12 protein-coding genes and 1 riboswitch are annotated in these 15,378 nt (G+C 60.2%); of the genes, 2 read left to right on the top strand and 10 right to left on the bottom strand.

What is annotated here, in order from left to right:
• Positions 1-2: 2 nt before the first annotated feature.
• Complete coding sequence (locus C5L12_RS10965; RefSeq protein WP_105372087.1) at positions 3-1,184, bottom strand: acyl-CoA dehydrogenase family protein; 1,182 nt, start codon at positions 1,182-1,184, stop codon at positions 3-5.
• Positions 1,184-1,435 (bottom strand): acyl carrier protein, encoded by a 252-nt coding sequence (locus tag C5L12_RS10960; RefSeq protein WP_105372086.1) that lies wholly within the window; start codon positions 1,433-1,435, stop codon positions 1,184-1,186. The genes C5L12_RS10965 and C5L12_RS10960 overlap by 1 nt, the downstream gene beginning before the upstream one ends.
• 177 nt (positions 1,436-1,612) lie before the next feature.
• Positions 1,613-1,742: riboswitch (TPP riboswitch) on the top strand.
• 96 nt (positions 1,743-1,838) lie between these two features.
• On the opposite strand from C5L12_RS10960, the gene thiC reads away from it, so the two are divergent.
• Positions 1,839-3,650 carry a phosphomethylpyrimidine synthase ThiC gene (gene thiC, locus C5L12_RS10955; RefSeq protein WP_105372085.1) on the top strand — a complete coding sequence of 604 codons (1,812 nt, stop codon included), beginning with the start codon at positions 1,839-1,841 and terminating at the stop codon, positions 3,648-3,650.
• A 793-nt stretch (positions 3,651-4,443) separates the two neighbouring features.
• Here thiC and C5L12_RS10945 read toward each other — a convergent pair.
• Both C5L12_RS10945 and epmA read right to left on the bottom strand, forming a co-directional pair.
• A complete protein-coding gene (locus tag C5L12_RS10945; RefSeq protein WP_105372084.1) occupies positions 4,444-5,490 on the bottom strand; it encodes a lysine-2,3-aminomutase-like protein in 1,047 nt (348 codons plus the stop codon).
• Positions 5,487-6,557: an EF-P lysine aminoacylase EpmA gene (epmA, locus tag C5L12_RS10940; protein WP_105372083.1), complete on the bottom strand. Its 1,071-nt coding sequence runs from the start codon at positions 6,555-6,557 to the stop codon at positions 5,487-5,489. The genes C5L12_RS10945 and epmA overlap by 4 nt, the downstream gene beginning before the upstream one ends.
• Positions 6,558-6,723: 166 nt before the next feature.
• Between epmA and efp the strand changes: the two genes are divergently transcribed.
• Positions 6,724-7,293: an elongation factor P gene (gene efp / locus C5L12_RS10935; protein ID WP_105372082.1), complete on the top strand. Its 570-nt coding sequence runs from the start codon at positions 6,724-6,726 to the stop codon at positions 7,291-7,293.
• Between the two features lie 83 nt (positions 7,294-7,376).
• Here efp and C5L12_RS10930 read toward each other — a convergent pair whose 3' ends face one another.
• The 6 genes from C5L12_RS10930 to C5L12_RS28575 form a co-directional block, all read right to left on the bottom strand.
• Positions 7,377-8,810 (bottom strand): efflux transporter outer membrane subunit, encoded by a 1,434-nt coding sequence (locus tag C5L12_RS10930; RefSeq protein WP_105372081.1) that lies wholly within the window; start codon positions 8,808-8,810, stop codon positions 7,377-7,379.
• 131 nt (positions 8,811-8,941) lie between these two features.
• A complete protein-coding gene (locus C5L12_RS10925) occupies positions 8,942-12,040 on the bottom strand; it encodes an efflux RND transporter permease subunit (RefSeq protein WP_105372080.1) in 3,099 nt (1,032 codons plus the stop codon).
• 44 nt (positions 12,041-12,084) lie between these two features.
• A complete protein-coding gene (locus C5L12_RS10920; RefSeq protein WP_105372079.1) occupies positions 12,085-13,278 on the bottom strand; it encodes an efflux RND transporter periplasmic adaptor subunit in 1,194 nt (397 codons plus the stop codon).
• 158 nt (positions 13,279-13,436) lie between these two features.
• Positions 13,437-13,988, bottom strand: coding sequence for a TetR/AcrR family transcriptional regulator (locus tag C5L12_RS10915; protein ID WP_105372078.1), 552 nt, complete (start codon positions 13,986-13,988; stop codon positions 13,437-13,439).
• A 92-nt stretch (positions 13,989-14,080) separates the two neighbouring features.
• On the bottom strand, positions 14,081-15,028 hold the full coding sequence (locus C5L12_RS10910) for a phosphoribosylaminoimidazolesuccinocarboxamide synthase (protein ID WP_105372077.1): 948 nt from the start codon (positions 15,026-15,028) through the stop codon (positions 14,081-14,083).
• A 170-nt stretch (positions 15,029-15,198) separates the two neighbouring features.
• The coding region (locus C5L12_RS28575; RefSeq protein WP_205839331.1) for a hypothetical protein at positions 15,199-15,378 on the bottom strand (180 nt) is incomplete at its 5' end.

Below are 15,378 nucleotides of genomic sequence, written 5' to 3'. Positions count from 1 at the left end.
CGTCAGCCGAGAAGGCTGGTGTCCGGTTTCTGTACGAGCAGCATGGTCGACGTGTTGCCCAGAATGCGGTCGTTGGAAATCATCAGCTGGGCCGAATGGGCATCGCGCAGATGCCGGCCGAGGCTGTAGGGCGTGCCGTTCTTGTAACCCATGATGCCGCAGATGATCATCGCCTGGTTGATGATGGTCAGGATCGTCTCCGACGAGGCGAGCTTAACGTTGTTCATGGCGATCGAAAACGCCATCGAGGAAAGCTGGTCCGGCTCAGCCTTGGCGTCCTCGTAGGCCTTCAGGCCCGAAAGAATGTTCGACTTCAGGAGCTGCAGCAGGTTGGATGTTTCCGCGAGTCTCAACGCGCCGGGCGGCGTGGTGCCATTCGCCTTGCGAGCGGCGGCGCGCACGAAGGCCTGCGCACGCAATACCGCATCGGCTGCGATGCCATACCATACCGCGCTCCAGAGGAGGTGCGACGAGGCAAGCATGCTCTGCGCCGCTATCTCGGCGAACGGTTTCGGGAAGATCTGCGCCGCAGGGGCTTCGCCCTTGAAGATAAAGCCGTCAGAGCAGGTGCCCCGCATGCCGAGCGTATCCCAGTCCACCGTCTTTTCCAGCGTATACTGGTTCTTCCTGAAAACGGTCATGACCTGGTCACCCGGAGCCGCGTCGGCGTGGGCGCGGGAGGTCACCATGATGACGTCCGCATGAGCGCCGTAAGAAATGACGGTCGCGTCCTTCGTCAGGCGGCAGATGTCTCCGTCGATCTCGATGGCGCAGATGGAATTGCGCAGATTGCCACCGATGCCGCCTTCCGTTGTCGCGGAGGCGACAAGAAGCTGGCGGGCGCAAAGCTCGCGCATGAAATCCCTATGCCACTCGCTGTCGCCGCCATGCTCGACCAGGCTTGACACCTTGATCTGGTGCATGGCGAAGACCATGGCGCTTGCCGCGCATGCCTGTCCCAGTATGGAGCAGACCTCCGCGATCTCCTGTGTCGAAGCCCCCTCGCCGCCAAGCGATATGGGGACCTGAATGCCGAGCAGGCGTTCGGCCCTCATGGCATCGACCGCTTCCTGCGGAAAGCGGGCTTCCTGATCAACGCTATCGGCATTTTCGGCCGCGACCTCCGCCACTCGGCGGGCGCGTGCGCCGAGCGTCATGTCGGCGGCAAAGGCTGGGAGGCTCATCACGCAGCCTCACGGGCTTTCACGATCTGGGCGACCGTCTGCTCGATCGCCGAGATGCTGGCAAAGGACTTGCGATTCAGGAGGCTGTCGGGAAACTCGATGTCGAAAGCCTCTTCGATGGCCAGCATCAGCTGCACGGAGGCAAAGGAGGAAAGCCCGGCCGCATAAAGATCGGCCGCATCTTCAAGTTCGGTCACTGCGACCGGAAGCCCGCCGACCCGTGCCAGCAGTTCGCGAATAGTCTCGTTCATCTCGACATCTCCAATGACTGGAATTTGCGTTCATCGCCGGGAACACTGTCTACGTCGGAAAGCATAAAATTCCGGTAAGAAACGTCGTGAAGTTAGGGCTGCGGGATTCGCTAAAATCCGAGATATCCGCATGGCCAGCTTTGGCTTGACACGGGCGCCCGCCGGGTTTTTGATGCTCGCATTCACCAGGGGGGTCCCGGCAAGGGGCTGAGATACTGCTGGTCGGACGGCTTTGCCGCCGAGGCGCAGTGACCCGTTGAACCTGATCCAGTTCATACTGGCGTAGGGACGGTGCGAGCGCTCACGGCTTTCAGGCGGGATTCCCGTCCATCGGCTCAGGCGTTTTTCCATCATTCCAACACTGGAACTGGGTCTCCAAACGGCAAACCTTGGAGCCTCACCTATGAATATCGCCACACCAAAGCTTACGCCTGTCGTCACGACCGGTCCGCTTCCCGCCTCCACCAAAGTTTTCAAATCCGGTGTCGTCCACGCAGATATCCGGGTGCCGATGCGTGAGATCGCGCTGCATCCGACCTCCGGCGAGCCGCCGGTCACCGTCTACGATTCCTCCGGCCCCTACACCGATCCGGCCCATGCGGTCTCGATCGAAGCCGGCCTGCCGCGGCTGCGCGAAAGCTGGATCAGGGCGCGCGGCGATGTCGAATCCTATGAAGGCCGCGTCGTGAAACCGGAGGACAACGGGTTTGTCACCGGCGATCGCCTGACGCCGGAATTCCCGGTCCGCAACACGCCGCTGAAGGCGAAAGACGGCAAGGCGGTTACCCAGCTTGCCTATGCGCGCGCCGGCATCGTCACAGCGGAAATGGAGTTCATCGCCATCCGGGAGAACCTTGGCCGACAGGCGGCGAAGGAAGCGCTCATCCGCGATGGCGAAAGTTTTGGCGCGCACGTGCCAGACTTCGTGACGCCGGAATTTGTTCGTCGGGAAGTCGCAGAAGGCCGGGCGATCATCCCCGCCAATATCAACCATCCGGAATCCGAACCGATGATCATCGGCCGGAATTTCCTGGTGAAGATCAACGCCAATATCGGCAATTCGGCGGTCACCTCGTCCATGGCGGAAGAGGTCGAGAAGATGGTCTGGGCGATCCGCTGGGGCGCCGATACGGTCATGGATCTTTCGACCGGGCGCAACATCCACAATATCCGTGAATGGATCATCCGCAATTCTCCGGTGCCGATCGGCACCGTTCCGCTCTACCAGGCGCTCGAAAAGGTCAACGGCATTGCCGAAGACCTGACCTGGGAGGTCTACCGCGATACGTTGATCGAGCAGGCTGAACAGGGCGTCGATTATTTCACCATCCACGCGGGCGTGCGGCTTGCCTATATCCCGCTCACCGTCAATCGCGTCACCGGCATCGTCTCGCGCGGCGGCTCGATCATGGCAAAGTGGTGTCTGCATCACCACAAGGAGAGCTTCCTCTACGAGCATTTCGAGGAAATCTGCGATATCTGCCGTGCCTATGACGTGTCCTTTTCGCTCGGCGACGGCCTGCGCCCCGGTTCGATCGCGGATGCCAACGACGCGGCGCAGTTTGCGGAACTCGAAACGCTTGGCGAACTCACCAAGATCGCCTGGGCGAAAGACTGCCAGGTGATGATCGAAGGCCCCGGCCACGTGCCGATGCACAAGATCAAGGAGAACATGGACAAGCAGCTCAAAGTTTGCGGCGAGGCGCCGTTCTACACGCTCGGGCCGCTGACGACCGATATCGCTCCCGGCTACGACCACATCACCTCAGGGATCGGGGCGGCGATGATCGGCTGGTTCGGCACGGCGATGCTCTGCTACGTGACGCCGAAGGAACATCTCGGCCTGCCGGACCGCAACGACGTCAAGGTCGGCGTCATCACCTACAAGATCGCGGCGCATGCGGCCGACCTCGCAAAGGGTCATCCTGCCGCGCAGGTGCGTGACGATGCGCTCTCCCGAGCCCGGTTCGAGTTCCGCTGGGAGGATCAGTTCAACCTGTCGCTCGATCCGGAAACGGCGCGCTCCTTCCATGACGAGACCTTGCCGAAGGAAGCGCACAAGGTGGCGCATTTCTGCTCCATGTGCGGCCCGAAGTTCTGCTCGATGCGGATTTCGCACGACATCCGGACTGAGGCGCAGAAGGAGGGGCTGGAGGCCATGGCCGCGAAATATCGCGATGGCGGCGATCTTTATATGCCAGTGGGGAAGGAGTAGGCTGATCCCGTGCCCTTCGACATCGAGGCCAGTTTAGGTTGAGAGCAGCTTAGGTCGAGGCCAGTTCACCCTCTCTGTCCCGCCGGACATCTCCCCCTCGAGGGGGGAGATCGAAGGAGGCTCGCTCAGCGTCCCTCTGTAATTGATAGGCAGGAAGCCGGCAGGGAGCAGAGTTCGGCAATCTCTCGGCAATCTCAAGGTTCTTGGTCGGGTGAGACCTCGCTTCTGGCCGATCTCCCCCCTTGAGGGGGAGATGTCCGGCAGGAAAGAGGGAGGTATGGCGGGGGTATGCCTTCCGAGGCCGTTCCTTTTCTGCCCGGGGACAATTCATTGCCTCCGGCCAGCATCTCCAATGACTTGACCGCGTCATCATCCCCACACTCCGCATCCATGCCTACAATCCTCCCGCTTCCGTCGCCGGAGTGTTTCGCGAGACGTTCGCGGGCAGGCGGGAGCCGGCGCTTCCATTGGACCCGTAACGTGCGGGAAAGGTGGAAGAGGTGAAAGCCATGGAGGAGAGCGGGCCATCAACCCGATCGCTTCCTATCAAGCCTCCCCCGGGCAGCCATGTCCGGTTCGGTATAGCCGTGCAAGTGGCAAGGTTTCCCGAAAGGAGACCGCAAATGAAGCCACGCAGCGAGGCGAGATGATCACCTGTAGGGGCAGGACACCCCGAAAGAACGCCGAAGGCCACGCGAATGCGGAGCCACACATACAAAATCAAATGAGGTTCCGCATTCGTGTGGGCTCTCCAAAACACGGGCAGGAGCTGTCGCGTGAAGGCGAACGCGCGTCACTTCGGAGGATATCTGTGCTCCTCGCCGCGGAAATCGCTGACCGAATAGCAGCCGCCTTCCGTGCGTACCGCACTTTTGCCGATCATCGCCTTGCCATGACCGCCCGGAATATCCAGGACATAGGTCGGCTGGCACAGCCCGGAAACATTTCCGCGCAGCGCCGCAACGATCTTCTGCCCATCGGCGATATCCAGCCGGAAATGGCTGGTGCCGGGCGCAAGATCCGGATGATGCAGATAATAGGGTTTGACCCGGGTTTCGACAAAAGCCTTCATCAGGTCGCCGAGCACGACCGGATCATCGTTGATGCCCTTGAGCAGCACCGTCTGGCTGACCATGGGAATGCCTGCATCGATCAACCGCGCGCACGCGGCGCGGGCGGTATCGCTCAGTTCGCGGGGATGGTTGGCGTGAAGCGCCACATAGATCACCTTGCCGCTTTCCTTCAGGGCGGCGATCATCGCCTCGTCCACGCGGTCCGGCTCGACCACCGGAACCCGCGTATGGAAGCGGACGATCTTCACATGCGGGATCTTTTCAAGTCCCCGCATGATTGCTGAAAGCCGCCGCGGCGACAGGACCAGCGGATCGCCGCCAGTCAGGATCACTTCCCAGATTTCGCTGTGCTCCCGGATATAGGCGAGCGCCGCGGCCAACTCTTCAGGTGCCAATGTCCCGTCGCCCTGCGGACCGACCATTTCGCGGCGAAAACAGAAGCGGCAATAGACCGGGCAGATATGCACGGCCTTCAACAGCACGCGGTCCGGATAACGATGGACGATGCCCTTTACCGGACTGTGCGCCTGATCGCCGATGGGGTCGGCGCGTTCTTCCGGCGTCGCCAGCAACTCGGCCGGATCTGGCACGAACTGCCGGGCGACAGGATCTTGCGGGTCGGCGGGGTCGATCAGCGAAATCACGGCCGGGGTCAGGGCTATGGCATAACGGTCCGCGACGGCGCGAATGGCTGGGAGTTTGCCCGGTTCGATCAGTCCGGCGGATGCCAGCTCATCGGCGGTTTTTAACGAACGTGCCGCGGTCATTCAAAAACCTCCGCAACCGGCGCCCACATCACCTGTTCGATGCGGCTCGCACCCGTCGCCAGCATGGCGAGCCGATCGAAGCCGAGCGCCGCGCCGCTTGCCGCCGGCATGACAGAAAGCGCAGCGAGGAAATCCTCGTCCAGCGGATAACGTTCGCCGTAGATGCGCGCCTTTTCCGCCATCTCATGCTCGAAGCGGCGCCTCTGCTCGCCGGCATCCGTCAATTCTCCGAAAGCGTTCGCCAATTCGACGCCGCAGGCATAAAGCTCAAAGCGCTCGGCCACACGAGGATCATGAGCGGAAGGCCGTGCCAGCGCTGCCTCGGAAACCGGATATTCGCAGAGGATGGTTGCCCGGCCTTGCCCGAGATTGGGCTCGATCTTCTCCACGAGCACCTTGCTGAAAAGATCGGCCCAGGTATCGTCCTCCGAGAACCGTATGCCGGCTTGTTTCAGACCCGTTGCAAGAAGATCGCGGTTCGTGTCGCCGCTCGTCGCAACGGATGCAAGCAAATCGATGCTGGCAAAGCGGTGGAAGGCTTCGGCGAGCGTCAGGCGTTCCGGCTCCGCAAAGGGATCAATTTCCATCTGACGGAAAACAAAACGCTTGGTCTTTGCCGTTTCGGCTGCCAACGCCAGCATATGCGTGCAATCGTCCATGAGCTGTTCGTAGCTTTCGCCGGCGCGATACCACTCGAGCATGGTGAATTCGGGATGATGCAGCGGCCCGCGTTCCCGGTTTCGGTAGACATGCGCAAAGGTGAAGATGCGTTCCTCGCCGGCCGCCAACAGCTTCTTTGCCGCAAATTCGGGGGAGGTGTGCAGGTAGAGGGGTGCCCTCTTGCCATCAATTGCAATGGCCTCCGTTGCGAAGGCATGCAAATGGGTCTCATTGCCGGGAGAGACCTGCAAGGCGGCCGTATCCACCTCGATGAAGTCGTGCTTGCCGAAAAAGCCGCGCAGGGCAGTCTGCACCGCATTGCGCCCTATCAGGAAGGGCCGGCGGTCGATGTGGCTTTCCGGAGTCCACCAGGGCGTCCGGGATGTGGCGGGTCGGAGCACGTTCATTTATGGCTTTCTTTGCCGGTTCTCCGCGGCGAGGCTTCCACTTCGCGTGGTTTTAGGGTAGTTCCCGCGCGGAAAACAGACGATCCGTCCTTCAGGCCGGTTATCGCCCGGTCCTCTACGACGCATTTTCGGCAGTGACAAGCCGCCAGGCTATATAAGGATTATCATGGTCAAGATCATCGCTTCTTCGGTCCGCAAGGGCAACGTCCTCGAAGTCGACGGCAAACTCTATGTCGTTCTCACCGCCGAGAACTTCCACCCCGGCAAAGGCACGCCGGTCACCCAGGTCAATATGCGCCGTATCGTCGATGGCGTTAAGGTATCGGAGCGCTGGCGGACCACCGAGCAGGTGGAGCGCGCCTTCGTCGAGGACGTGAATTTCCAGTATCTCTACGAAGACGGCGAAGGTTTCCACTTCATGAACCCGGAAACTTACGACCAGGTGGTGGTCGACGTCGAGACGATGGGCGACCAGAAAGCCTATCTCCAGGAAGGCATGACCTGCATTCTTTCCATGCATGAGGGCGTTGCACTGGCTCTGCAGCTGCCGCGTCACGTCACGCTTGAGATCGTCGAAACGGAACCGGTCGTGAAGGGCCAGACGGCCTCCTCGTCCTACAAGCCGGCAATTCTCTCGAACGGGGTTCGGACGATGGTCCCGCCGCATATCGATGCCGGCACACGCGTCGTTATTGCCACGGAAGACAATTCCTACGTCGAGCGTGCCAAGAACTGATCGTCCCCGGCCTACCGGGTCACAATAAAAAACCTCAGAAGCCCGGCTTCGGAGGTTTTTCTTTGTCAGGTTGTCGAGTGAGCTTATTTGGTTACGACGACAGAGGCCACCTTGGTGTCGGCCGCGCCGAAGGCGTAACCGCCGCCGATCGCGACGTTGAGCGCGACGTAGTCCTGCGCCACTTGCTGCACGGCCTGGGCAAGGTTTGCCTGGGCGGTGGAAACCTGACGCTGTGCGTCGAGAACGTCGAGCAGCGACGAAGCGCCGTCCCGGTAGCTTGCGGTCGCAAGCTGCAGCGCCTCCTGATAGGACTTCACCGTCGCCTGCAGGGCATCCACGGTGCGGCGATCACGGGCAACGGCGGCAAGCGCATTTTCCACTTCCTCGACGGCGTCGAGAACGCTCTGCTTCCAGTTGAGATAGGCTTCGCGGGCGGTCGATTCCGCGAGCTTCACGTTGCCCTTGAGGCGTCCGCCGTCAAAGATCGGCAGGCTGAGCTGCGGCCCGAAGGACCACGTCAGCGAGCGGGTGTCCAAGGCGCCGGCAATGGCATTGTAACGCGGCGAAATGGAACCGCCGAGCGTGATCGCCGGATAAAGCTGGGCTTCGGCAACGCCGATTTCCGCCACTGCGGATGCCAATTGACGCTCCGCCGCACGGATATCCGGACGATTGCGGATCAGGTCAGCCGGAATGCCGGCCTTGGTGTTGAACCGGGGAACCGGCTGGCGTGCGCCTCTCTGCAGCTCCGGCACCAGCGACGAAGCCGGCTGGCCGAGAAGCGTCGCAATGCGATGGGCTGCGGTACGGAACTGGGTCTCGAGGCCCGGAATTTCAGCCAGGGTGGAGTTCACAAGGCCTTCCGACTGAACGACATCCAGACGGGAAGCGGCGCCCGCTTCCAGCTGAAGCTTCGTAAGGTCCAGCGTTTCGCGCCGCGAGCCCAGGTTCTGGCGGGCGATCGCGATCCGCTCCTGGTAATACCGAACGTCGATATAGGCTGCCGCGACCTGCGACAGATAGGTGAGGCGGGCCACGTCGGCTGCAGCGTAGGACGCGTCAAGGCTGGCGAGGGCACTTTCCTTGGATCGGCGATAAAGGCCGAACAGGTCGAGGAACCAGGAGGCATCGGCGCTGCCGCCGCTGACCGTGGTTCTGTCGAACGAGGTTGTTCCGGCCTTGGTGTGCACGCCGGTCGTGGTGCTGGAGGCTGAGAGATCCAACGAGGGAAGGCTGCCTGCGCCGGCAATGGTGACATTCGCCTGTGCGGCGTTGATGCGTTCAAGCGCCTGCAGAATGTCGAGGTTCTGGTTGAGACCCTGCTGGACATAACCGTTCAGACGGCTGTCGTTGAAGGCCTTCCACCAAGCGACTTGAGAGACATCCCCGTTACTGGCTGCCTTGGCTTCGGCGAACTTACCCGGCAGGGCAATCTCCGGCGCGGTGTGGTCGGGACCGACAACGCAGCCCGAGAGCAACAGCAGAGTGAGAGGAGCAACAATACGAATGGATAACATTTTTCTGTCCCAGTGCCCTACAACGGCGAAAGTCGGCTTTTTAAGCCGCTTCCGATTTATCCGCCAGAAACGAATCTCATCATTCCTGGCGGCATTACACGTCGAATATGTTAACGAACGTAATCTCTATCCTACCTTTTTTCACGGTTTGATAACCGTCTAACGGCAACAAAGAAGGACGGAACGAAGAAAATTCCGAGAAGTGTTGCAGAAAGCATACCACCCAGCACCCCGATACCGATCGCATTCTGGGCTGCAGAACCCGCTCCGGTGGCGATTGCAAGCGGCACGACGCCAAGGATAAAAGCGAGTGAGGTCATGACGATCGGCCTCAGGCGCAGCCTTGCCGCTTCGAGCGTGGCATCCAGGAGGCTCATGCCGCCTCCTTGCCGTTCCTTGGCAAATTCCACGATCAGGATGGCGTTCTTTGCCGCCAGGCCGATGGTGGTCAGGAGACCGACCTTGAAATAGACGTCGTTGGATTGGCCAAAGACATAGGCGGCCGTCAGAGCCCCGAGGACGCCGACCGGAACCGCCAGAATGACCGAGAACGGCACCGACCAGCTCTCATAAAGGGCTGCAAGGCAGAGGAAAACGATCAATACGGAGAGCGCGTAAAGCATCGGCGCTTGCGAACCCGAAAGCCTTTCCTGATAGGAGATGCCCTGCCAGGCCACCGTGTAGCCGCCCGGCAGTTCCGCCGTCAGCCGTTCCATCTCGTCCATCGCCTGGCCGGTGCTGACACCCGGGCCAGCCGCACCATCGAGCGAAATGGCGCTCGTGCCGTTGAAGCGGGCAAGCTGCGGCGAACCGGTGACCCATTCGACGGTGCTGAACGACGAGAAGGGAACCATCTCGCCTGCATTGTTGCGTGCGTACCAGTGCTTCAGGTCGTCCGGCTGCATGCGGTAGGGCGAGTCGCCCTGCACATAGACCGGCTTCAACTCGTTGTTCAGGGTGAAGTCGTTGACGTCGCGGCCGGCGAAGATCGTCGCCAGCATCGAGTTCACCGAAGCGAGATCGACGCCCATGGCTCCCAATTTTTCCTGGTCGAGCAGGATCTTCATCTGGGTTTCCGAACGCTGGCTATTGCTGCGCAACGAGCTGATATTGGGGTTGCCGGTGCCGGTCTGGATGAGTTGCTGCGAAGCTTGCGTCAAGGCGTCGTTGCCGTTGTTGCCGCTGTCCACGAGATACATGGAGAATCCGCTCGACGTTCCAAGCCCCTGGATCGCCGGCGGCAGCAGTGCAAACACCTGGGCGTCGCGCAGGGTGAAGAAGTAACCGCTGGCGCGCTGCACGATCGCCGCGGCGGATTGTTCCGGCTTCGCGCGTTCTGCAAAATCCTTCAGCTTGGTAAAGACGATGGCATTGTTCTGTCCGCTGCCGCTGAAGCTGAAGCCGAGGACACCAAATACGGCGTCCACATTGTCCTTTTCCTTTTCCTGGAAATAGGCCTCCACCTTCTTCACGACCTCGTCCGTGCGCGTGGTCGTCGCGCCGTTCGGAGTCTGGATAATCGTCAGCAATACGCCCTGATCTTCCTGCGGAAGAAACGAGCTCGGCAACCGGGTGAAAAGCCAGGTGCAGCCCCCAATGACCAGAACAAAAACCACAAGCACCCTGAGCGGTCTCTTCAGCAGATAGCCGATCGTGCCGACGTAGCCGGAGGTCGTGCGCTCGAAACCGCGGTTGAACCAGGCGCCGATGCCGCGACGCTTCTTGTGATGGTCGATCGGCTTCAGCATCGTGGCGCATAGTGCCGGCGTCAGCACGATGGCCACCAGCGCTGAAAGCAGCATGGCCGATACGATGGTAACCGAGAACTGGCGATAGATGATGCCCGTTGATCCGCCGAAAAAGGCCATCGGAATGAAAACGGCGGTGAGCACGAGCGCAATGCCGATGATGGCGCCAGTGATCTCCCCCATGGATTTTTCCGTTGCCTCCAGCGGCCCCAACCCCTCTTCGTCCATGATGCGCTCGACGTTTTCCACCACGACGATCGCGTCATCCACCAGAAGACCGATCGCCAGTACCATCGCGAACATGGTCAGCGTATTGATCGAATAGCCGGCAACCGCCAGAATCCCAAAGGTACCGAGCAGAACCACTGGTACTGCAATCATAGGAATGAACGTCGCCCTGAGGTTCTGAAGGAATATCAGAAGCACCACGAAAACGAGGATGATCGCCTCGATCAGAGTATGGACGACCTTTTCGATTGAAAGCTCAACAAAAGGCGTAGTGTCGTAGGGATAGGTGATCTCGACACCTTCTGGAAGGGTTGGCGCCAGCTTGGCCAGCTCAGCTTTCACGCGATCGGCGGTGTCCAGCGCATTGGCTCCCGTGGCAAGATTGACGGCAAAACCGGTGGAGGGAAGACCGTTCTGGCGCGATTCGCCACCATAGCTTTCCTGGCCGATTTCGGCGCGGGCGACATCGCTCAACCGAACTGTGGCGCCGTCCTGTTCGACCTTGAGGATGATCCGTTCGAACTCGTCGACGGTAGTCAACTGGCTTTGAGCCGTCATGGTGACGGTAAGCTGCTGGCCTTTCTCGGCAGGCAGGCCGCCAAGTGCGCCGACCGAAACCTGGGTATTCTGCGCCTGGATCGCCGCCGTGACATCGGCCGCCGTCAACTGGTATTTCTGCAGCTTGAACGGATCCAGCCAGATCCGCATGGCGTAGCCGGAGCCGAAGATATTGATACTGCCGACGCCTTCCAGACGCTTGACGGAGTCTTCGATCTGGGTGGAGAAGACGTCGCCAAGGTCGACGGAATTACGTTTCCCATCCGTGGAGACGAGCGCGCCGACCATGAGGATGCTGGATGTAGAGCGCGCAACCTCGATACCGGCCTGTTGCACGACATCGGGCAATTGCGATTGAACAAGCTGCAGCTTGTTCTGCACCTGAACCTGCGCGATGTCGGGAAGGACGCTGTTGCCGAAGGTGAGGGTGATCGTCGCTCTGCCCGTGCTCGAGGCCGAACTCATATATGTAAGGTCGTCGAGGCCGGTCATGCCGTCTTCAATAATCGTCGTCACCGACTTCTCGACCGTTTCGGCACTCGCGCCGTTATAGCTCGCCGTGATTTGAACAGTGGTCGGAGCGATCTCCGGATATTGCGAGATCGACAGCGTTGCAATTGCAAGCGCGCCCCCAAGCATGATGACGATCGCGATGACCCAGGCGAAAACCGGTCGCCGGATGAAGAACTTTGCCATTCAGATTATCCTTGCGGCGTTAAGCGCTGTCTCTGCTGGTTCCGTCAAGGCTTGGCAGCCTCGGTTTTAGGGGTCTCGATGACGAGACCGCGATCGTCCAGCTGCGCCTCGACCGGCTGAACCGGCGCATCGTCGGCAATCCATTGAAAGCCGTCCACGATCAGCCGGTCTCCATCGGCAATCCCTTCCGTAACCAGCCAATTGCTGCCGGAAACGACGCTGATGGGGAACATGCGGGTCTCGACCTTGTTATCGGCGGTGACGAATTTGGCCGACAGCTCGCCGCGGGCATTGCGGGTGGCGGCGCGTTGCGGGATCAGGTAGCCGGTTTCCTCGCCCATGGTGACGGTTGCGCGGACATACATGCCAGGCAGGATGATATTGTCGGGATTTTCGAAAACGGCGCGGATCTGATAGGTGCCCGTCGTTTCGCTCACGGCCATGTCAGACATGTCGAGTTTGCCGGTCCGAGCATAATCCGTTCCGTCCTCCAGCCTCAGGCGTATGTCCGCCTTGCGCGGATCGCCGCTCAGCCGGCCGGACGCCATGGCGGCGCGCAATTCCAAAAGATTGGTGCTCGAGTCGATAAGATCGATATAGATGGGATTAAGACGGCGCAGCGTCGTCAGCGCCGTTGTCTGGTTGGCGGTGACGATGTTGCCGACGCTGACGTTGGAGATCGACGTGACGCCATCGAAGGGCGCGCGGATCTTGGTGAGGTCGAGGTCGATCTCGGCGGCCTGAAGTGCCGCCTTGGCCTGTTCGACATCCGCCTGTGCCTGCAGCAGCGTGACCCGTGCATTCTCGAATTCGATCTGGGTGGCGCCGCTGTTGACCAGCCGTTCGTAGCGGGTGAGATTTGCCTGCGCGGCCGGAATGCTGACCTCGGCCTTGGAGAGCGTCGCACGCGCCTGCGCAACGGTTGCCGAATAGGTGTTGTCTTCGATCTGATAGAGGACGTCGCCGGCCTTGACCTCGTTGCCCTCCTTGAACGCGATCTCCTTGATCGCCCCGGTGACGCGGGGGCGGATATCCGCCGTCTGATAGGCAACAGCCCGCCCCGGCAGGACGGTTGTGATAGGCTGCTGCGATTTCTTCAGAGCGACGATGCTCACCGGTTGAGGCGGACGCTGAGGCGCTCCGCCTGCCGCCCCGTTCGCCGTCTGCTCACTCGAATCGCTGCAGGCCGCCAGGGTGATGGCGAGAAACAGAGGAAGGATCAATTTACGTCCGGTCATGGCGTCCATCCAGGGCAAACATCAGAGATGACCCACGGCAGAAACGACCGGGGGCGCAGGGCTCGAAAATGTAACTCGTCTTTACGAATCGGAACAGAGGCCGACGGCCGAGTGATACCGCGGCTTGCGAATTGCCAAGTGACGTAATTGAAGAATCGTCACTTAGCAAGGGGATTTTGCAATGCAGCATTCACAAGTTTGACGAGGCCTGCACAACGATCCTGAAGTTCGGCCTCATCTTCACCCGCCAGAAAAACGGGGTGTAGTACGCTCAGGAATGCCGCCGCGACATGCCGGCCGGTCGTTTGATAATCGGCACAATAATACACGCCATCCTCCACCCCTTGACGAACCAGATCGCAAAACAGCGCGTCGATGAGTTCCTTGTAGTGCCGGCCGCTCGGCAGGTCCGTTTCCGACATCAAAACTATGATCTCAAGGAAGAACGGGTTCTTCCTGATATCCTCAAGATGCGCTTCCATAAGGTTGCAGACGACGGTAGCCAGTCTTTCCGGGGCGGGCGCAGGCCGGTCGAGCGTCTTGAACCTGCCGATCATCCGGGTGATGTGACGATCGCAGATCGCGTCGACCAAGGTCGCCTTGGACTGGAAATGCTTGAAGATGTTGGCGGGCGACATGTGCAGGGCCTGGGCGATGTCGGCGATCGAAGACTTGGCAATGCCGCGCTCCCGAAAGAGCGTCTCGGCCATGTTAAGAATATCCTCTCGGGTTTCCTCAGCCCTGCGCCTCGGTTTGCGCACTCTCACCTCTTCAAGCCTTGCCAAATCCGGACGCTCTCTCTCTACAGGGTGAAATAGGGCTTCAGATTCTCGCGGATGCGGTCCAGCACGCTTGCGCCGGACGTATCGGCGACGAAGGTCTTGCCTGTGATCCTCTCGTAGGCACCACGGTATACCTTTGCCGTTTCCTCGACCAGTTCCAGGGGAATGGACGGGATTTCGTCCTTATACGGGTCGCAGCGTTCGACCACCCAGGCGCGGATGAAATCCTTGTCGAAGCTCTGCGGCCTCGTGCCGTTGCGCAATGCATCCTCATAGGTGTCCGTGATCCAGTAGCGGCTGCTGTCGGGCGTATGGATTTCGTCCGCCAGTATGATCTTACCGTCCTGATCGGCGCCGAACTCATACTTGGTATCGACCAGGATCAGGCCACGCGCTTGAGCCAGCTGCTGGCCGCGCGCAAAAAGAGCAAGCGCGTAGCCGGACACGGTTTCCCACTGTTCCGCCGTCAGAAGCCCGTTCCCGACTATATCCGCCGGCGTCAGCGGCTCGTCGTGGCCTCCGTCGAACGCCTTGCTGGTTGGCGTGATCACCGGCTGCGGCAGGATTTCATTGTCCCGCAGCCCCTCTGGAAGGTTCAACCCGTATACGTTCCGCTCACCCTTCTTATAAAGGGTCAGGAGGGAGGTCCCCGTCGTGCCTGCGAGATATCCCCGCACGACGATCTCGACCGGCAATATATCAAGCCGCCTGCTGATCACGACATTCGGATCCGGATAGGTCAGCACGTGATTGGGGCATATGTCCCCGGTCGCTTCGAACCAGTAGCGCGCGGTCTGGGTAAGCACATGGCCCTTGTCGGGTATGCTGGTCAGGATGCGGTCGAAGGCGCTCAGCCGGTCGGTCGCGATGATGATGCGGCGACCGTCGCTCAGATCGTAGTTTTCGCGCACCTTGCCGCGATAGTAGTTCGGCAGTTCGGGAATGAAGGCTTCGGGAAGAACGCGCACCTGGATAGCTTTCTGCAGAGTTTGGGGGAATGGCCCTGCTATCGCATGGTTTGCTGCGGCAGCACAAGAATGTGCTTGTGGGCGGCGGGGGTATGTGGAAACCCGGGTGGAAGGGCTCAGGTCGACTGGTTAACAATGGTTAACGCGGAAAAGCCCGAGATTTTTGTAAATTACGTAATTGTATCAATGAATTGTTCGATTTTTCGATTTTTCTGAATCATCGCTGTTGACTTGTTTGTGGGCATGGATTTATAACCCCGCTCACTGACGAGGGCGGCGGCGCTGCTGGCGACGACGACTTTCGTTCTGAAGAAATCACTGATTGATTGGCGCATGCTGGTTGGGACCGA

Source organism: Neorhizobium huautlense (assembly GCF_002968575.1).
GTDB lineage: Bacteria > Pseudomonadota > Alphaproteobacteria > Rhizobiales > Rhizobiaceae > Neorhizobium > Neorhizobium huautlense.
Note: the sequence above shows the minus strand (reverse complement) of the source record. Positions and strands in the feature narration are given on the sequence as shown.

Excerpts from the sequence above, each read along its gene's own strand:
- C5L12_RS10965 (WP_105372087.1), bottom strand. The coding sequence starts at position 1,184 with ATGAGCCTCCCAGCCTTTGCCGCCGACATGACGCTCGGCGCACGCGCC.
- C5L12_RS10960 (WP_105372086.1), bottom strand. The coding sequence starts at position 1,435 with ATGAACGAGACTATTCGCGAACTGCTGGCACGGGTCGGCGGGCTTCCG.
- thiC (WP_105372085.1), top strand. The coding sequence starts at position 1,839 with ATGAATATCGCCACACCAAAGCTTACGCCTGTCGTCACGACCGGTCCG.
- C5L12_RS10945 (WP_105372084.1), bottom strand. The coding sequence starts at position 5,490 with ATGACCGCGGCACGTTCGTTAAAAACCGCCGATGAGCTGGCATCCGCC.
- epmA (WP_105372083.1), bottom strand. The coding sequence starts at position 6,557 with ATGAACGTGCTCCGACCCGCCACATCCCGGACGCCCTGGTGGACTCCG.
- efp (WP_105372082.1), top strand. The coding sequence starts at position 6,724 with ATGGTCAAGATCATCGCTTCTTCGGTCCGCAAGGGCAACGTCCTCGAA.
- C5L12_RS10930 (WP_105372081.1), bottom strand. The coding sequence starts at position 8,810 with ATGTTATCCATTCGTATTGTTGCTCCTCTCACTCTGCTGTTGCTCTCG.
- C5L12_RS10925 (WP_105372080.1), bottom strand. The coding sequence starts at position 12,040 with ATGGCAAAGTTCTTCATCCGGCGACCGGTTTTCGCCTGGGTCATCGCG.
- C5L12_RS10920 (WP_105372079.1), bottom strand. The coding sequence starts at position 13,278 with ATGACCGGACGTAAATTGATCCTTCCTCTGTTTCTCGCCATCACCCTG.
- C5L12_RS10915 (WP_105372078.1), bottom strand. The coding sequence starts at position 13,988 with ATGGCCGAGACGCTCTTTCGGGAGCGCGGCATTGCCAAGTCTTCGATC.